Genomic DNA, 16,013 nt, shown 5'->3' with positions numbered 1-16,013 from the left:
CAATAGTGCTACTATCGATAAGTATGTTTCTTGAATATTTTGATCTCATGCTCTATATGCACATGGTGGTACTTCTTAACGAGCTATTTTTTTCCTGAAGCCGATGTACGAGCTGCTTCTCTATATTCTGCAATTGCATATTGTTCAACATATGTATTTAGACCTATCGGTGCTTTAATATTCGGTTGGATAGGAGATACTATAGGTCGTAAGGCAACGGTAATTATTACAACTTTTTTAATGTCGCTTTGTTGTCTTATAATGGCTAATTTAAAAACTTATGCCGAAATTGGTATACGGAAACTTTTGTAGTAACTGCGTGTCGTATTGCTCAGTTGATGTCCTCTATGGAGGAGGTCGTAGGTGCAGAGTTTTATCTAACCGAAATGACAAAAATTTCTCAACGTTATTGGTTAGTGGCTTCGCTTGTTGTTTTTATAACTTTAGGTGCAACCGTAGTATTGGCGCTGGGAACACTTATTACTTCTTTTGGACTTGATTGGCGTCTTGCATTTTGGTTTGGAGCAGCTATTGCTATAGTTGGTGCTATTGCAAGGACAAATCTTATAGAGACTCCGGATTTCATTGATGGAAAAAGACGAATAAAGCAAACTGTAGCACAAGCGTGTATAGATGGTAATAGGCTAAAATCAATCCCTATTTGGAGTGAAAAAATTAATAAACCAACAGCAATAGCTTTCTTTTTTATACATTGTGGAGCCCCGTTATGGTTTTATATTGTTTATATTTATTATATGCTAAAACACTCATTTAATTACAGTTCTTATCAGGTAATTCATCAAAATTTTATTGTTCGTGGTACAGAATTAATAAGTACAATAATTGTTACTTATTTGGTTTGTAAAATATATCCTTTAAAAGTCCTTAAGGTAAGATTAATAATATTTCCTATTGTAGTTATTATGTCTCATATCTTACTAAACAATTCTTACTAAACAATATTTCAAATACTATAGAATTACTTTTATTCCAATTATTTATTGCAGTATTTGCCCCTACTACTTTTCCGGCAGGTCCAGTGTTTTATGCAAGATTGCCGGTATTAAAACGTTTTACATGCGGCAGTTTTATATTTGCCTTATCAAGAGCTTCAATGTTTGCAGTTTCTTCTTTTGGCACAATTTACTTAATAGATTATTTTAATCACTGGGTATTATTATTCTTTATTATTCCAATTCTAATTGGTTATACATTAGGAGTTAAATCATTTTATAAAGTTAGAGGAGGAAGCAGAGAGTTATTATTAGAAAAAGTTTTTTATCTTTCAAGTTCGATATTAAAAACTTTTAGGCATAATTCAGCAAATTCTCGTTCTAGTTTGTAATTTATATTAGCAGTGACCAAAAGAAAATTTATTAAACTCTCTTCAATAATTTTTCTAGCTTTCTCAGGTTATTTAACTCCCAAAGTTTGCACATTATGAATTCGGTCAAATAATTTTATTAATGCCGTATTGTATCTTTTATCTAATTTTAATAAGTTTAAGCGTTCTCCGCTACTTATTTTCCCGTAAGATTTAATTCTAGTTAGAACTTCTACGTGTTTTGCTACTTCCAGTCCAAAAATTTCGATAATTGCTTCTTCAGTGAATTTGGTCTCTTCAATAGTATCATGAAGTAAAACGGCTTGCAGCATAATAATGTTATAAAGCTTAGGTGCTTCTTCAGCTACAAATTCAGCAAGTATAATTGTTACCTCAATCGGGTGCGAATAATAGGGATCGCATTATTGACGCATTTGAGAACCGTGATATTTACGTGCATAGTAGATACCTTGTTTGATTTCAAGGATATCTATAGGATTTTCTACTTTAGGATTTAAATATTCGAGTTTATCGAGTAATTTTTTACTATAAATACAAATTTCACACTTTTCTTTCCAAGAGCTTATATCTTCCATAAAAGTTATGTCTTATCTCATTATAATTTGTGGGCTATTAATTAAAAAATTTTAATAATAAATGCAGATTAAAAATTATTGTTATATAATTTTAATATTAATCCTAAAGTCAAAATGTAACTATGTCAAACCGTAATAGTTTAGAAGTACAAGAGTATGCACAATGTAGCTCCTTGAATAATACTAATCTAATTGCATCACAGGGTGGGTTAATACTAACTGTTGCAAATTTATTGTTCAAAGACTCGAATATCAATAATAATAATCAGAATATACAAAGAGGTAATATATATCTTATGAGAATAATATTACCGAGTCTGAAAATCAGGATGCAAGTTGCGGTATATGTAAATGTCTTGGAGTTGTAGCTACTGTTTGCTGTAATGTGTACGTATTTTTATTTGAATAGATGTCTTTCCAAACTTCGCTTTTATAGGTAATTTATATATTGATCCGGTACTCACATAGTATTGTTGCATGGATCGATTCCACTTCTGTTATACTGTGGCTTGACCACTGGATCTAGTAAAAATACTAAAATTATTAGTATTTTTTATTGTTTTTATTTACATAGTTAGCAAGACACGGTGTGACACAGTGTGTTTTATCGGTACACGCAACAATACCTACTCACATTCTCACTTATTTCTATGTACGTTGCAGTGGCAAGCATTGCCATGTCTCCTTTAAATTCCTCTCTATAAGTTGGTTTGGAAAGACACCTAATAAACAATTACACTAAAAAAATATGAGCAAGGCTTAAGAAAGTTAGGAAACCTAGAGCATCGGTTATGGTTGTTAGAAATACGCCGGAGCCTGCAGCGGGGTCTATATCAAAATAATGCAGTATTATAGGAATAGCAGAGCCGAATAATCCAGCTACTAAAAAATTTAACATAACTGCAATAGCAAAAATAACGCTAAGATTTAAGTCAAGCGACATCACAAAGCTAAGTCCTGCTCCGATAATTGCAAGTACAAAACCGTTAAAAGCTGATACTGCTATTTCTTTTAATATAACTTTATTGACAGTATTATAATGAATATCTTTATTAGCAAGGGCTCTAACCGTAACGGTCATGGCTTGTGTTCCAGCATTTCCGCCCATTGAAGCTACGATAGGCATAGTAGCTGCAAGCGTTACAAGTTTTGCAATAGTATCGTTAAAATGGTTAATGATAAGTGAAGTCATGCAGGCAGTTATGAGATTAACAAAGAGCCAAGGAAAACGATGTTTAACGGTATAAAATACATTGAAGAAAGTATCTTGAGTGTGTACCCCGCTTAATGATAATATATCTTTTCCGGCTTGTTCTTCGATAATATAAATTATATTATCGATTGATACGCTACCTACTAACTTGCCGCTTTTATTTACTACCGGTACAATAGTTAAAGCATATTGTCTAAAAATGAAGCTTAATTCATTTAAGTCGGTAAAAGCATCTGCAAGCTTAAAATCTTTGCTCATCAAATCTTTTATTAATTCATTTTTTTTGCCTTTAATTAGCGTGCTAAGAGAAATAATACCGATGGGGCGTAATTTATTATCCGTAACGATTGCAGCATAAAAGTCATGTTTTACGTTCTTGATAAAATTTAATGATTCCTCAACCGTCCAGCCTTCTTGAAGATTAATAAAATCTCGCTCAATTACCCTACCTACCGTATTTTCAGGATATGTACAACCTACGGTAATTTGGTGTTTTTTTTCTTTAGTAAGATTACTTAGGATAAGGTCTTTTATATCATCGTCTAGATCGATTACCACTTCAATAGCATCTTCTATAACTAGCTTATTGATTAATTCTGCAGATTTTTTTATGCCTAAAGTTTCTATGATTAAAGGCTTACTATAAGCATTTAACGATACTAACGTTTCAGGCTTCATTTCATCCTGTAATAAAGGAATAATGATTTTATATGTTTTATTGTTAAGATTATCTAAGAAATCTGCTAAATCGGCATAATGAAGCTTGGCCAGGCTGCTTGCAGCAGCGTCATAATTGTGATCTTCAATCAGATCATTAATTTGATCAAAAATCTCGGCAAATTGATCATGATGATCAGGTAAAATGCTTTTAAATATATTGAAATTAGGCATGGCCTATTTACCTAATAGTTTATTATACATACTAAGATAGAACTTCAAAATTGGCTACGTCATCCCAAAAGAGCACAGGTAGCCACGTATTAAGTATACGCTCCGCTCCTCACCTTGTGGATTCCTTGCTCTTTTTGAAGTTGTGTCGAAGTATGACAACTCTTCATTTTGCTTCGGAGTATACTGATTATAATTATTTAAAGCTGGTTAGCTAGGCTTGGCACAGAATTGTGTACAATTCACTAATCAATATAAATCACAGAGTACAAATAAGCAATAGTTTTTATTTACAACTCCTTTTCATACAACTAGCACCGACATTTGCTAACAAGAAGAATTATAGAAAAAATTTTGCTTTGTGAAAAACCGAGGAATGGTGCGGTCGAGAAGACTTGAACTTCCAATCTTTTTACAGAACAGCACCCTCAATGCTGCGCGTCTACCAATTTCGCCACGACCGCTTAAGTTTTACTCTATAGCAGATTATGAGTAAAATATCAATAGAGTTCTTTTGATGTCATTCCCGCTTTTCTATGTTATTCTCGTGTGGATCCATTTCACATATGTCATTACGTGGCTTGACCACAGGATCAAGTTAAAGATACTAACTTTACTAGTATTTTTATCGTTTTTATGGACCCCGTGGTCAAGTCACGGGGTGACAGTTAGTTACGACAACCTCGCAACAAAATTAGGTATAATCGATTGCTTAACAGCAGCTTTTGTTAAACTATTCAGTTTTTCCTCAATATTATCAAAATTACTATGATATTCTCTAGAATTTCCGGTTAACACTAGGGCAGAGTCTATACCAAGGCGATTTGCTGCAAGTATATCGGTGTAAAAAGTATCCCCAATCATTAACATACGATTCTTAGGGGTATTATGACATTCGTTTAAAATCTTGCTATATATGTCTTCATATGGCTTACCGCTATAAATTACTTTGCCGCCAAGATGCTTTATTTTTTCGGCATAATAACCGCTACAATATCTATAAACACCGTGCTGATTTATTCCAAGGTCAGGATTAGCACAAATATTGACCATTTTACGTTGTACAACAATTTTAAATAACTCATCGAATTCGTTTAAATCTAAATTTTTGTTTTCGTCTCTGTAAATAGTCATTAAGAAAATATTAGCTTCGTTAATATCATCAGTAATAGGACATTGAATTCCATTTATTATATCATTTTCTAAATGTCCTAGGTGATATATTACCGGTTTTGTAATACCGAAGCGTTCTTTGCTTTCTAGGATCATTTGCACAGCTATTTCACCTGAGCTAATAATCATTTCAGGTAACACGTTTACTCCCCAAGATTTAATCGTTTGATGCAGCGAAAAAATATTTCGTGGAGCATTAGTGACAAAATATACTTTTTTCTGTTTAATAATTTTATTAATATTTTCTACGACGCCTTGGTAAGTATGCCCTCCTTCGATTATGACACCCCAAAGATCAAATAAAAACACGTCATAATCATCTATCACGTCGAAAATATTGTTTAACTTTAATATATTCATTGTTATCTCACTAATTTGGTATTGTCATATCATCATTGCGAGGAAATTTCATAGCAATTGACGAAGCAATCCAGTTAAAAATGCATAGCTGCTACTGGATTGCCGTATTGCTTCGCTCCTCGCAATGACGTAAACTTTTTAAATCAAGAAACTTTACTCTTCTAATAAGTTACGTTATAGTTATCTTTATTGTTTCTAGCAACAAATAAATATTGTGTCGGATTATGTCGGAAATTGAAGAAAAATTTAACGAGTCATCATACGGCGCTGATTCTATAAAGGTTTTAAAAGGTCTGGAAGCCGTAAGAAAAAGACCGGGAATGTATATCGGGGACGTTGGAGATGGGTCCGGTCTACATCATATGATTTATGAAGTAGTCGACAACGCTATAGACGAGTCGCTTGCCGGTTATTGTGATCTAGTAAGAGTAACATTGAATAAAAATGGTTCGGTAACTGTATCTGATAACGGGCGAGGTATCCCCGTTGAAATTCATGAAGAAGAAGGAACATCTGCAGCTGAAGTGATTATGACGCAACTTCACGCCGGCGGTAAGTTTGATCAGAACTCTTACAAGGTTTCAGGCGGGCTGCACGGTGTCGGAGTATCGGTTGTGAATGCTCTTTCAGAGTGGCTTGAATTACGTATTTGGCGTAATAATAAGGAATATTTGATTAGATTTAATAATGGTATAACAGCAGCTCCGATTGCGGTTGTCAAAGAAAATATTGATAAAAAAGGTACGGAAGTTACTTTTTTTCCGTCTGCAGAAACATTTACTAATATAGAATTTGATTTCGGTACTATAGAACATCGTCTTCGTGAGCTTGCTTTTTTAAATTCAGGCGTAAAGATTTTATTCGTCGATAATCGCTTTGAAGAAGTTAAAGAAGTAGAGTTTTATTATATGGGCGGTATAGAAGCTTATGTAAAATATATAGATAGAGCTAAACACGCCATTCATCCATGTATAGTAGTTAATACAGAGAATGCTGACTCCGGTATAAGCCTTGAGCTTGCGATGCACTGGAACGATTCTTATCATGAGAATATCATGTGTTTCACTAACAATATTAGGCAGCGTGACGGCGGAACTCATCTTAGTGCTTTCAAATCAGCAATAACACGTGTTATTACCTCGTACCTTGATACTACGGGTCTTAATAAAAAATTTAAAAATGACTTTAGCGGTGAGGATACTAGAGAAGGCTTATGTTGTGTACTTTCCGTTAAAGTTCCTGATCCTAAATTTTCCTCTCAAACGAAAGATAAGCTAGTAAGTTCCGAAGTGCGACCGGTTGTTGAAAATGCCGTTTATACAAAGGTTCTTGAGTGGTTTGAAGAGCATCCGGCGGAATCAAAGGCAATTATAGCTAAGATTATGGAAGCAGCTAATGCTCGTGAAGCTGCTAGAAAAGCGAGGGAGCTAACTCGAAGAAAATCAGCCTTAGAAGTCTCGAACTTACCCGGTAAGCTTGCCGATTGCCATGCAAAAGATCCGGCAATTTCAGAATTGTTTATTGTTGAGGGAGACTCTGCGGGCGGTACTGCAAAACAGGGTAGGGATAGCAAAATTCAGGCTATATTGCCTTTGCGTGGTAAAATTTTGAATGTTGAGCGTGCAAGATTTGATAAAATGCTCGGTTCGGACCAAATTGGTACGTTAATTACAGCTCTTGGGATTAGTGTTGAGCGAGAATTTTCCTTAGAAAAGCTTAGATACCATAAAGTTATTATTATGACCGATGCTGATGTTGACGGCTCGCACATTAGAACTTTATTGCTCACGTTTTTCTATCGTCATATGCCTGAGCTAATAAATAAAGGTTATCTATATATAGCACAGCCACCGCTTTATAAGGTAAAAAAGGGTGCAGCTGAGCTTTATTTGAAGAATGAGCAAGCTTTGCAGGATTATTTGATAAAATCAACTATCAATGATGCAACCTTAACTCTAGACGGTAAAGAGCAGTTAGTAGGTGATAATTTAGAAGAGCTAATTAATAAAGTAGTTAAGTTTAACGGCTTGCTTGAGCACGCTAGCAAAAAATTTAATCGCTCAATTACTGAAATTCTTGCGATTAATGACTTACTTAATAATAAAATATTTGAAGCTGAAAGTGACTTAAGACTCGAAAAAGCTTTAGATGTGTTAAATAGCTTAGAAGAGTCACCTGATAAAACTAATTGGGAAATTTTAAAACATGAAAATAAAATAGAGTTCTTTCGTTTTAGTATGGGTTTAAAAGAAAGTAAAATATTGTTGAAAGAGCAGTTGGAATCCTTTGAGTTTATACAAATATCAAAGCTTGCTTTAACGATTTTTGATATATTCAGTAAGAAATTAAAGCTTATAGTAAAAAGTCAGGAATGTGGTATTTTAACAGCAAGCCAGTTATTAAATACCATTATAGAATGTGGGAAAAAAGGGATAAACATTCAGCGTTTTAAGGGTCTTGGTGAGATGAATTCCGACCAATTATGGGAAACTACTCTTGATCCTGCAAAAAGAACTTTGCTTCAGGTAAGAGTTGCGGAGGTCGATGAAGCGGAGGGCATTTTCTCTACTTTAATGGGTGATGTTGTTGAACCGCGTAGATTATTTATCCAAGAGAATGCGTTGAATGTCATGAATTTGGATGTATAATACAGAGTCATCTCACAATCACTTGATACAAGCGAATTTTGCGGGTATAGCATGTGCTCACGTACTTTTTGTATGCTGTGCGTGGGCTATCCCTTAAAATTCATCTTGTCTGAAGTGATTGAGATGACTCTGTATCTTTTTAAGATAATCGGGTTCATCCCGTGGCTTGTTAATGTCATTCCCGCGGAAGCGGGAATCCAGTAAAACATATAAAAACAAGTTTTTTATATGTTTATTTTTTCAAATATGTAATTTTTAAATATTAAGGTTTTTTCTTGATTCCCGCCTGCGCTGGAATGAATGACATTAAGAACGGTAAGCATGACATAACCAAAACTTATGCAAAAATTAATTATTCATGGCGGTAAACCTCTTAAAGGTAATATTAATATTAGTGGTGCTAAAAATGCCGTGTTACCTATTATGGCAGCGTCTATTCTTACCGATAAACTGCATATTACTAATGTTCCAAAATTAACGGATGTTAGTACTATGAAAGATTTGCTCCGCAGTCACGGGGCATGTATCGAAATAATAGAACACACGGATGAATTTGAGCTTATAATTAATACCGGTAATATAAATAACTTTACTGCAGATTATGAAATAGTTCGTAAAATGAGAGCATCTATTTGGGTGCTCGGTCCTTTGCTTACTAAATACGGTAAAGCAAAAGTGTCGCTCCCGGGTGGTTGTGCTATTGGAGCAAGACAAGTAGATTTGCATATTGCCGTATTAAAAGCTATGGGAGCTACGATTGAAATAGAAGACGGTTATATTAACGCTTCAAGTAAAGGACGCTTAAAAGGTACTCATTTTGTTTTTGATAAAGTTTCCGTCGGTGCTACGATTAATGCAATACTTGCAGCTGTTTTAGCAGAGGGGGAGACTGTGCTTTTTAATTGCGCCCTGGAGCCGGAGATAGTTGATTTATGTAATTGCCTTATCAAAATGGGAGCCGATATTGCAGGCGTCGGTACTAGTGAAATAACGATAAAAGGTAAAGATTCTTTAAATAAAATGAGCTATAAAGTACTTTCTGATCGTATTGAAGCAGGTACTTATATGTTTGCGGCAGCTATTACTAAAGGTGATGTAAAAATTTGTGGGATTGATTACCATATTATAGAAAATATAGCTTTAAAACTTATTGAAACCGGTATAAAAGTTGCGCCGATCAATAACGGAGTTCAAGTAACTTATGAAGGGACGTTAAATTCAGTTGATTTAGAAACTAATCCCTATCCTGGCTTTGCTACTGATTTGCAAGCACAATTTATGAGCCTTATGACGCTGAGTAGCGGTGTTTCAATGATTACCGAGAATATTTTTGAAAATCGTTTCATGCATGTCCCTGAATTATGTAGAATGGGAGCAGATATAGTGGTACGAGGTAATAAGGCGGTCGTTCGGGGTGTAGAAATGTTAAAAGGAGCAGAAGTTATGGCAAGCGACCTTAGAGCTTCGGTATCGCTAATACTCGCAGGGCTCAGTACTAATAGCAAAACCGTATTACACAGAATATATCACTTGGATCGTGGCTTTCAAGATTTAGAAAAAAAATTAAGTAATTGTGGTGCGGATATAAAAAGGGTATAACATACTCGATGAACTTCAAAAATTGGCTAATTCGTTCAGAGATGCGGTACTCACGTATTAACTATATGTTGCGTTCCTCGCCTTGTGAACTCCTTACTCTTTTTGAAGTTGATCTTTGTATACTCATTTCCTATTTATTTGTAGTATACTATTTTTAACGGAGAAAATTATGGCAAGAATTACAGCAGAAGATTGTAATAAAATTATACCGGATAGGTTTCGTCTTGTTGTACTAGCAACAAGATATGCTAAATTATTAAATTATAAAGTAGAAACTAATCAAATCAAAAAAGAAAAACGTGATAAGCCTCCTGTTATCGCATTACGTAGAATTGCGGCCGGAAAAGTATCGGTAGAACAGTTAGAGCAAGACTTAATAAATAGTCTGCGTACAAAAACTATGATAGAGCCGCTTGTTAATCAAGATGAATCAGAGGATATAAAAGAAGAATTTGAGTACTTATCTGAAGTTTGTATAACGGAAGATTATTCTGATTTAGATGATCAAATCTTTATTGATGAGAATGGCGAAGATTATGACCCCGATAAGTAAATGCTTATCGGTGTCGGTACTGATATAGTACAAATTCTTAGAATCGAAAAAATATTGCATTTATATCCAGAACTTTTTGCTAAAAGAATTCTAGCCTCAAAAGAATTAAGACAGTTTGCTTTATTAAATAAAACAAGTCATGCTACTTTTTTAGCAAAACGTTTTGCTGCTAAAGAAGCTGTTAGTAAAGCTTTTGGCATTGGTATCGGTCAAGGCATAAACTTTAAAGACATTACTATACTCAATGATGATTTAGGCAAACCTATAGTAGAAGTTAGTGCAAGCTATACAAAAAAATACTCTTCTTTTAATATTCACCTTTCTCTTTCTGATGATTATCCTGTATGCGTGGCGTTTGCCATAGTTGAGAGTAGTTGTTAGGTGTAATTCTTGGGTAGGACCGATCTGTTATTGAGAGTAGGCATAGACCGTTGTGTTGCATGTGGTTCAAAAAATCTACCCGATGTCATTCCCGCAAAGGCTGGAATCCAGTAAAATCTATAAAAAACTTATTTTTATAGATTGATTTTATTAAATATAAATTAAAGTTATTTTTTTGGATTCCAGCCTTTGCGGGAATGACATCGACAAGCCATACAGACAATGCTTCTTTTAGCTAGAAATGATATTCAATAAATTACGATCCGGCTTTGCTATCTGCTTTAGGTAACATGATTTTTAAATCGGCTTTAGATTCTAAATCAGAAATATATTTCTTGAGTACTTCTGCGGCTAATATATTATCAATAGTTACTTTTGCTTCTTCTTTTGTTGGAATAGGCACAGGTTTTTTCTCAAGCACTTTGATAATATGCCAACCGAAAGTGGTTTTTACAGGAATTGAAACTTCATTTACTTTTAAAGCAAAAGCTTTATTCTCAAATTCCGGTACTAACTGTCCAGGTTGATTTAATATAATGTAACCTATAACTCCGCCGTTTGAAGCTGAAGCTTTATCAAGAGATAATTCTTCTGCAAGCTTAGTGAAATTTCCGCCTTTGCTTAATTTGGTCTTGATATCATTAGCTTCTTTTTGAGATTTAACTAAAATATGAGCAACTTTTATTTGCTCTTTACCTTTAAGGTTACCGACATATTTATTATATTCGTCATCAAACATTTTATCTGTAATATTAGATTTTATGTAATTTGCTAGTAATTCTTGCTGAGCTAATTGATTTTTTGCATTTTCAAGTTTTTCTTGGAATTCTTTAGATGAAGTAATATTTGACTTAGCAACTTCTGCTTTTAACAAAAGATTATTAACATAAATTTTTATTAATTTTTCCTGATCTTGCGGTGGAAAATCATCAAAATTTTTGATTGTTTCACCTGATTGAAGATTAAGCTGAGGCTTAAATTCTTTCATAATTTGCGATTCTTTTACTTCACCGCCTTTATAGGTAGCAACTACTTTGTCTTGATCGGCAAAAACAATACCGGAAAGCATGCTAACTGATAAAAATATAACAGATAATTTTTTCATTTATGACTCATAATTGTGTTAAACATAAGCTCAAATTCTATAAAAATAATATATAACCGTCAACAGCTATTTGCGAATATTTTATTTATTAATAATGATTTAAAAAATTATGCAGCAAATTTATATAGCACTATTAACAAAAATCGCATATATTTTAAAACAACATAGTACTGGATACCTCTTTATTTGCAGGAATGAAATCGATTCAGTATTATAAATTTTAAATACAAAATATTATTTTAGGACCTTAATGCTTTCGATTTTAAAAAAACTTTTCGGTACTGCAAATGATCGTACTGTAAAAAAACTATTTTCTGAAATTACAAAAATTAACTCGCTTGAGCATGCTATACAAAAATTATCAGATGAGGAGTTAAAGAATAAAACTGTAGAGTTTAAAGAAAAGCTTAAAAACGGAGCTACTTTAGACGATATAGTATATGAGGCGTTTGCGGTAGTTAGGGAAGCGGCTAGAAGAGTTTGCGGTATGCGGCATTTTGATGTTCAGCTTATAGGGGGGCTTATATTACATCGAGGCATGATTACCGAAATGCGTACCGGCGAGGGTAAGACCTTAGTTGCAACGCTTCCTGCTTACTTAAATGCTTTAACCGGAAAAGGCGTACATGTTGTAACCGTGAATGATTATTTGGCAAGACGTGATTCTGCTGCCATGGGTAAAATTTACAATTTTTTAGGTTTATCAGTTGGATGTATTGTTGCCGGTATGCCAGATGAAGCAAAAAGAGCCGCCTATAATGCCGATATTACTCATGCAACAAATAATGAACTCGGTTTCGATTATCTGAGAGATAATATGAAGTATAGCTTGCAGGAGCGGGTACTTCGTCCTTTTAATTTTGCTATCATTGATGAGGTTGATTCGATTTTGATAGATGAAGCAAGAACGCCGCTTGTTATTTCAGGTCCGGTTAATGATAATTCAGAATTATACGGTAAAATTGATAAAATTGTACGTCTGCTTAATATAAATGATTTTGAAAAAGACGAAAAATTAAAAACTATTAACCTAACGGAAACAGGCATTACGCATATAGAATCGCTTTTAAGTAAAGAGGGTATTATAAAACCTGATACTGGTTTATATGATTTTGAGAATTTAACTTTAGTACATTACGTTAACCAAGCCTTAAGAGCTCATAATATGTTTACTGTTGATGTAGATTATTTGGTGCGTGAAGGTAAAGTAATGATTATAGACGAATTTACCGGTCGTGTAATGGAAGGACGTAGATATTCGGAAGGCTTACATCAAGCATTAGAAGCAAAAGAAAATGTGAAAATTCAAAATGAGAATCAAACTTTAGCCTCCGTTACTTTCCAAAATTATTTTCGTAATTATCCTAAATTATCTGGTATGACAGGTACGGCTATGACTGAAGCACCGGAATTAAAAGATATATATAATCTCGATGTGGTTGCAGTCCCAACTCATAATAAAGTTACAAGGCTTGACCTTGATGATGAAATTTACGGCAGTAAAAAAGAAAAATATGATGCTATCTTAAAGCTGATTAAGGATTGTTACGATCGTGGTCAGCCTATACTTGTCGGTACGATAAGCATAGAAAAGTCAGAAGAACTTTCAAGCGTTTTAAATGCAGAAAAAATCCCTCATAAAGTATTAAATGCTAAGTTCCATGAGCAGGAAGCATGTATTATTGCTCAAGCCGGTAGGTTTAAAGCTGTAACGATTGCAACCAATATGGCAGGACGAGGCACTGATATTATGCTTGGCGGTAATCCTGAAATGCTAATAGAGCATCTGGATAAAGATCATAATTATGCAGCTAAAATAGATGAAATAAAAGCTCAAATTGCCGAAGAAAAAAAGCAGGTTATTGAAGCGGGTGGGTTATTTGTGATAGGTACGGAAAGGCATGAAAGCCGTAGGATAGATAACCAGCTAAGAGGAAGATCGGGTAGACAGGGTGATCCAGGAAAAACTAAGTTTTTCCTATCGCTTGATGATGATTTAATGCGTATTTTTGCATCAGATCGTATATCAGGAGTCCTTAGAACACTTGGATTGAAAGACGGAGAGGCTATCCAGCATCCGATGATTAGTCGTTCACTTGAGAAAGCGCAGCAAAAAGTGGAAGGATATAACTACGAGATGCGTAAAAATTTATTACGTTTTGATGATGTAATGAATGACCAACGTAAAATAATATACGAGCAACGTACTGAAATTATTAAATCTAAAGATAGTTATGGTTTCTTAAATAGTACTACTGAGGAACTCGCTAAAAAGATAGTATTAGCTTTTATGCCTGTAGGCTCTTATAGAGAAGATTGGGATATAGAAAATTTAAGCGTAGAATTACATCGTGTCTTTGCTATAAAATTTGATCATAATTTAGTAAGTAAAAGTGATGTAACGGAAGAAGAAATCACAAAGATTGTTATACAAATGGCTCATGATGTATATAAGTCAAAAGAAGAAGCATATAGTAGCGAGTTAATGCATAATGCCGTGAAATATATTTTACTCACTACTCTCGATCAAGTTTGGAAAGATCATTTATATAGCTTAGATCATTTAAGACAGGGCATATCTCTTCGAGCTTATGCTCAAAAAGACCCTCTTAGTGAGTATAAAAGAGAAGCATTTAACTTATTCGAGCAGATGCTTAATAATTTAAAAGAATTATTTATTCAAGCAGTGTATCACTTCCATATCGACTTAAAACATGTTCAAAAAGAAGATGTTTCGCTTGAGCGTAAAAAACTTCAGAACAATATGCGTGAGAGTCGTGAAGATCCAGCATTTAGTAAATATAATGCAGGAAGTAGCCTTGAGACTCACCTTAAACCTGTCGTATCACGCATTGACCCAAAAGATAGAAACCCTGATGATCCTACTAGTTGGGGTAGGGTATCTCGTAATGAGCTATGCCCATGCAGTTCAGGTAAGAAATACAAATACTGTCATGGTGCACATGAGTAGATGAAAAGGCGGTAAAATCCACTGTGTCACCACGTGGCTTGATTAGTCTTGTTGCATAGCTCAAGCAAAGCGTTCAATGTCATTCCTAGCTAAACCCGTCATGGGTCGGTTTCATCGTCATTGCGAACGACCGTAGGGATTGCTTCGTCGAATTAATGCGTCATGCTTCTCGCAATGACGGAAAACCGCACCACGCGAGCCATGACACCGAGAGGTCAGTAATTCTTTTAAAATCACATTTAAGTACTAATAAATTTAAAGTTAAATGTAAAAACTATTAAGCAATATAAATAACAGAGGAAGAGCAAGAAATATTAGATTATTTTGAAAAAGGTGAACTTGTAAAACTACCTGAAGAAGAGCTAAATAAGCAAAAGGAGATAGCTAAAATTGCAGCTGCTAATTTTTTTAAAAATCAGAAAGAATTAATATTAGATTGTCGTTACATGATTTGCAGCATATAAAAAAGAGTGGCAGCACAAGAAGGAATACCTTATCAAACTCTTGTTGCTAGCGTTCTACAGCAATACGCATCCGGATATTTAAAGTTAGATAAATTTAGTTAACGAGTAATTTCTTTATACAAAATTATAAATAAATAGAATATGATAAAAGCACTATTAAGCCTCAATTGAACTGTATTGCTAAAGTCAAATAGTATAGTAAAAGATACAACATCTTATGTAGCACAATTTGGTTATGAAGCTGTTTTAAAAGAAGCTATCTCTCTTGATAGAGCATATGTAATAAAAGGTTTAAATAAATTACGAACAATATCTACTACTGCATTATTTTCAGAATCTTCAAATAATGCAGTAAAAGTTGCTGCATGGTTAGTTGAAGAAAGAAAAGCAAATGTTAATATGCATAGTAAAAAGGACACTCCTTTAAATACGGTTGCACGTTATGGACATTATGAAGTGGCAGAATATCTAATAGCAAAAGGAACTGCAGTAAACGGTTACGAGCGAGCTTTGCTAGGACCACCTTTATATGAAGCTGTAAGCGGTAAGTACTTGAATGCAGAAAAACTATTACTTGAGCAATGCTCTGCAGTTTATCAAAGCAAATCCAGAGTAACACCTTTACATGCGGTTGCTAAAAACGTTCGATATACTTCTGAAAATATTACGGATGATGAAATACGTAAACTGTTATTATCAATTAATGCAACATTAGAATTTAGATGAGTAGTGTTTAGT

12 protein-coding genes, 1 tRNA gene and 2 pseudogenes are annotated in these 16,013 nt (G+C 34.1%); 10 read left to right on the top strand and 5 right to left on the bottom strand.

Features of this window, described 5'->3' with window-relative positions:
- Positions 1–39 precede the first annotated feature (39 nt).
- The 3 genes from A1C_RS08710 (at position 40) to A1C_RS09560 (ending at position 1,345) form a co-directional block, all read left to right on the top strand.
- Positions 40–312 (top strand): MFS transporter, encoded by a 273-nt coding sequence (locus A1C_RS08710; protein ID WP_232279087.1) that lies wholly within the window; start codon positions 40–42, stop codon positions 310–312.
- Between the two features lie 35 nt (positions 313–347).
- Positions 348–956, top strand: a complete 609-nt coding sequence (locus A1C_RS08705; protein WP_232279086.1) for an MFS transporter — start codon at positions 348–350, stop codon at positions 954–956.
- A gap of 98 nt (positions 957–1,054) precedes the next feature.
- Complete coding sequence (locus A1C_RS09560; protein WP_232279085.1) at positions 1,055–1,345, top strand: proline/betaine transporter; 291 nt, start codon at positions 1,055–1,057, stop codon at positions 1,343–1,345.
- Here the strand turns inward: A1C_RS09560 and A1C_RS09555 are convergent.
- Positions 1,279–1,920 (bottom strand): annotated as a pseudogene (locus A1C_RS09555) (HD domain-containing protein). The gene A1C_RS09560 and the pseudogene A1C_RS09555 overlap by 67 nt on opposite strands.
- A gap of 122 nt (positions 1,921–2,042) precedes the next feature.
- Between A1C_RS09555 and A1C_RS07065 the strand changes: the two are divergent.
- Positions 2,043–2,329 (top strand): annotated as a pseudogene (locus tag A1C_RS07065) (hypothetical protein).
- 324 nt (positions 2,330–2,653) lie between these two features.
- On the opposite strand, the gene mgtE reads toward A1C_RS07065, so the two are convergent.
- The 3 genes from mgtE to A1C_RS04040 all read right to left on the bottom strand — a co-directional run bounded on the left by mgtE (position 2,654) and on the right by A1C_RS04040 (position 5,554).
- Complete coding sequence (gene mgtE, locus A1C_RS04050; RefSeq protein ID WP_012149804.1) at positions 2,654–4,024, bottom strand: magnesium transporter; 1,371 nt, start codon at positions 4,022–4,024, stop codon at positions 2,654–2,656.
- A 374-nt stretch (positions 4,025–4,398) separates the two neighbouring features.
- A tRNA-Leu gene (locus A1C_RS04045) sits at positions 4,399–4,485 on the bottom strand.
- Positions 4,486–4,693: 208 nt separating this feature from the next.
- Positions 4,694–5,554, bottom strand: coding sequence for a TIGR01459 family HAD-type hydrolase (locus A1C_RS04040; RefSeq protein WP_012149803.1), 861 nt, complete (start codon positions 5,552–5,554; stop codon positions 4,694–4,696).
- Between the two features lie 224 nt (positions 5,555–5,778).
- On the opposite strand from A1C_RS04040, the gene gyrB reads away from it, so the two are divergent.
- The 4 genes from gyrB to acpS all read left to right on the top strand — a co-directional run bounded on the left by gyrB (position 5,779) and on the right by acpS (position 10,735).
- Positions 5,779–8,202 (top strand): DNA topoisomerase (ATP-hydrolyzing) subunit B, encoded by a 2,424-nt coding sequence (gyrB, locus tag A1C_RS04035; protein WP_012149802.1) that lies wholly within the window; start codon positions 5,779–5,781, stop codon positions 8,200–8,202.
- Positions 8,203–8,541: 339 nt separating this feature from the next.
- On the top strand, positions 8,542–9,801 hold the full coding sequence (gene murA, locus A1C_RS04030) for a UDP-N-acetylglucosamine 1-carboxyvinyltransferase (RefSeq protein ID WP_012149801.1): 1,260 nt from the start codon (positions 8,542–8,544) through the stop codon (positions 9,799–9,801).
- A gap of 169 nt (positions 9,802–9,970) precedes the next feature.
- Complete coding sequence (gene rpoZ / locus A1C_RS04025) at positions 9,971–10,354, top strand: DNA-directed RNA polymerase subunit omega (RefSeq protein WP_012149800.1); 384 nt, start codon at positions 9,971–9,973, stop codon at positions 10,352–10,354.
- A complete protein-coding gene (gene acpS / locus A1C_RS04020) occupies positions 10,355–10,735 on the top strand; it encodes a holo-ACP synthase (RefSeq protein ID WP_012149799.1) in 381 nt (126 codons plus the stop codon). It begins immediately after the preceding gene.
- Positions 10,736–10,991: 256 nt separating this feature from the next.
- Here acpS and A1C_RS04015 read toward each other — a convergent pair whose 3' ends face one another.
- Positions 10,992–11,840 carry a foldase protein PrsA gene (locus A1C_RS04015; protein WP_012149798.1) on the bottom strand — a complete coding sequence of 283 codons (849 nt, stop codon included), beginning with the start codon at positions 11,838–11,840 and terminating at the stop codon, positions 10,992–10,994.
- Positions 11,841–12,090: 250 nt separating this feature from the next.
- Between A1C_RS04015 and secA the strand changes: the two genes are divergently transcribed.
- A complete protein-coding gene (gene secA / locus A1C_RS04010; RefSeq protein ID WP_012149797.1) occupies positions 12,091–14,811 on the top strand; it encodes a preprotein translocase subunit SecA in 2,721 nt (906 codons plus the stop codon).
- Between the two features lie 641 nt (positions 14,812–15,452).
- Positions 15,453–16,001 carry an ankyrin repeat domain-containing protein gene (locus A1C_RS08695; RefSeq protein ID WP_012149795.1) on the top strand — a complete coding sequence of 183 codons (549 nt, stop codon included), beginning with the start codon at positions 15,453–15,455 and terminating at the stop codon, positions 15,999–16,001.
- Positions 16,002–16,013 lie beyond the last annotated feature (12 nt).

The sequence above is a fragment of the Rickettsia akari str. Hartford genome, from assembly GCF_000018205.1.
Classification (GTDB): domain Bacteria; phylum Pseudomonadota; class Alphaproteobacteria; order Rickettsiales; family Rickettsiaceae; genus Rickettsia; species Rickettsia akari.
This window is presented reverse-complemented; position numbering and strand designations above follow the sequence as displayed.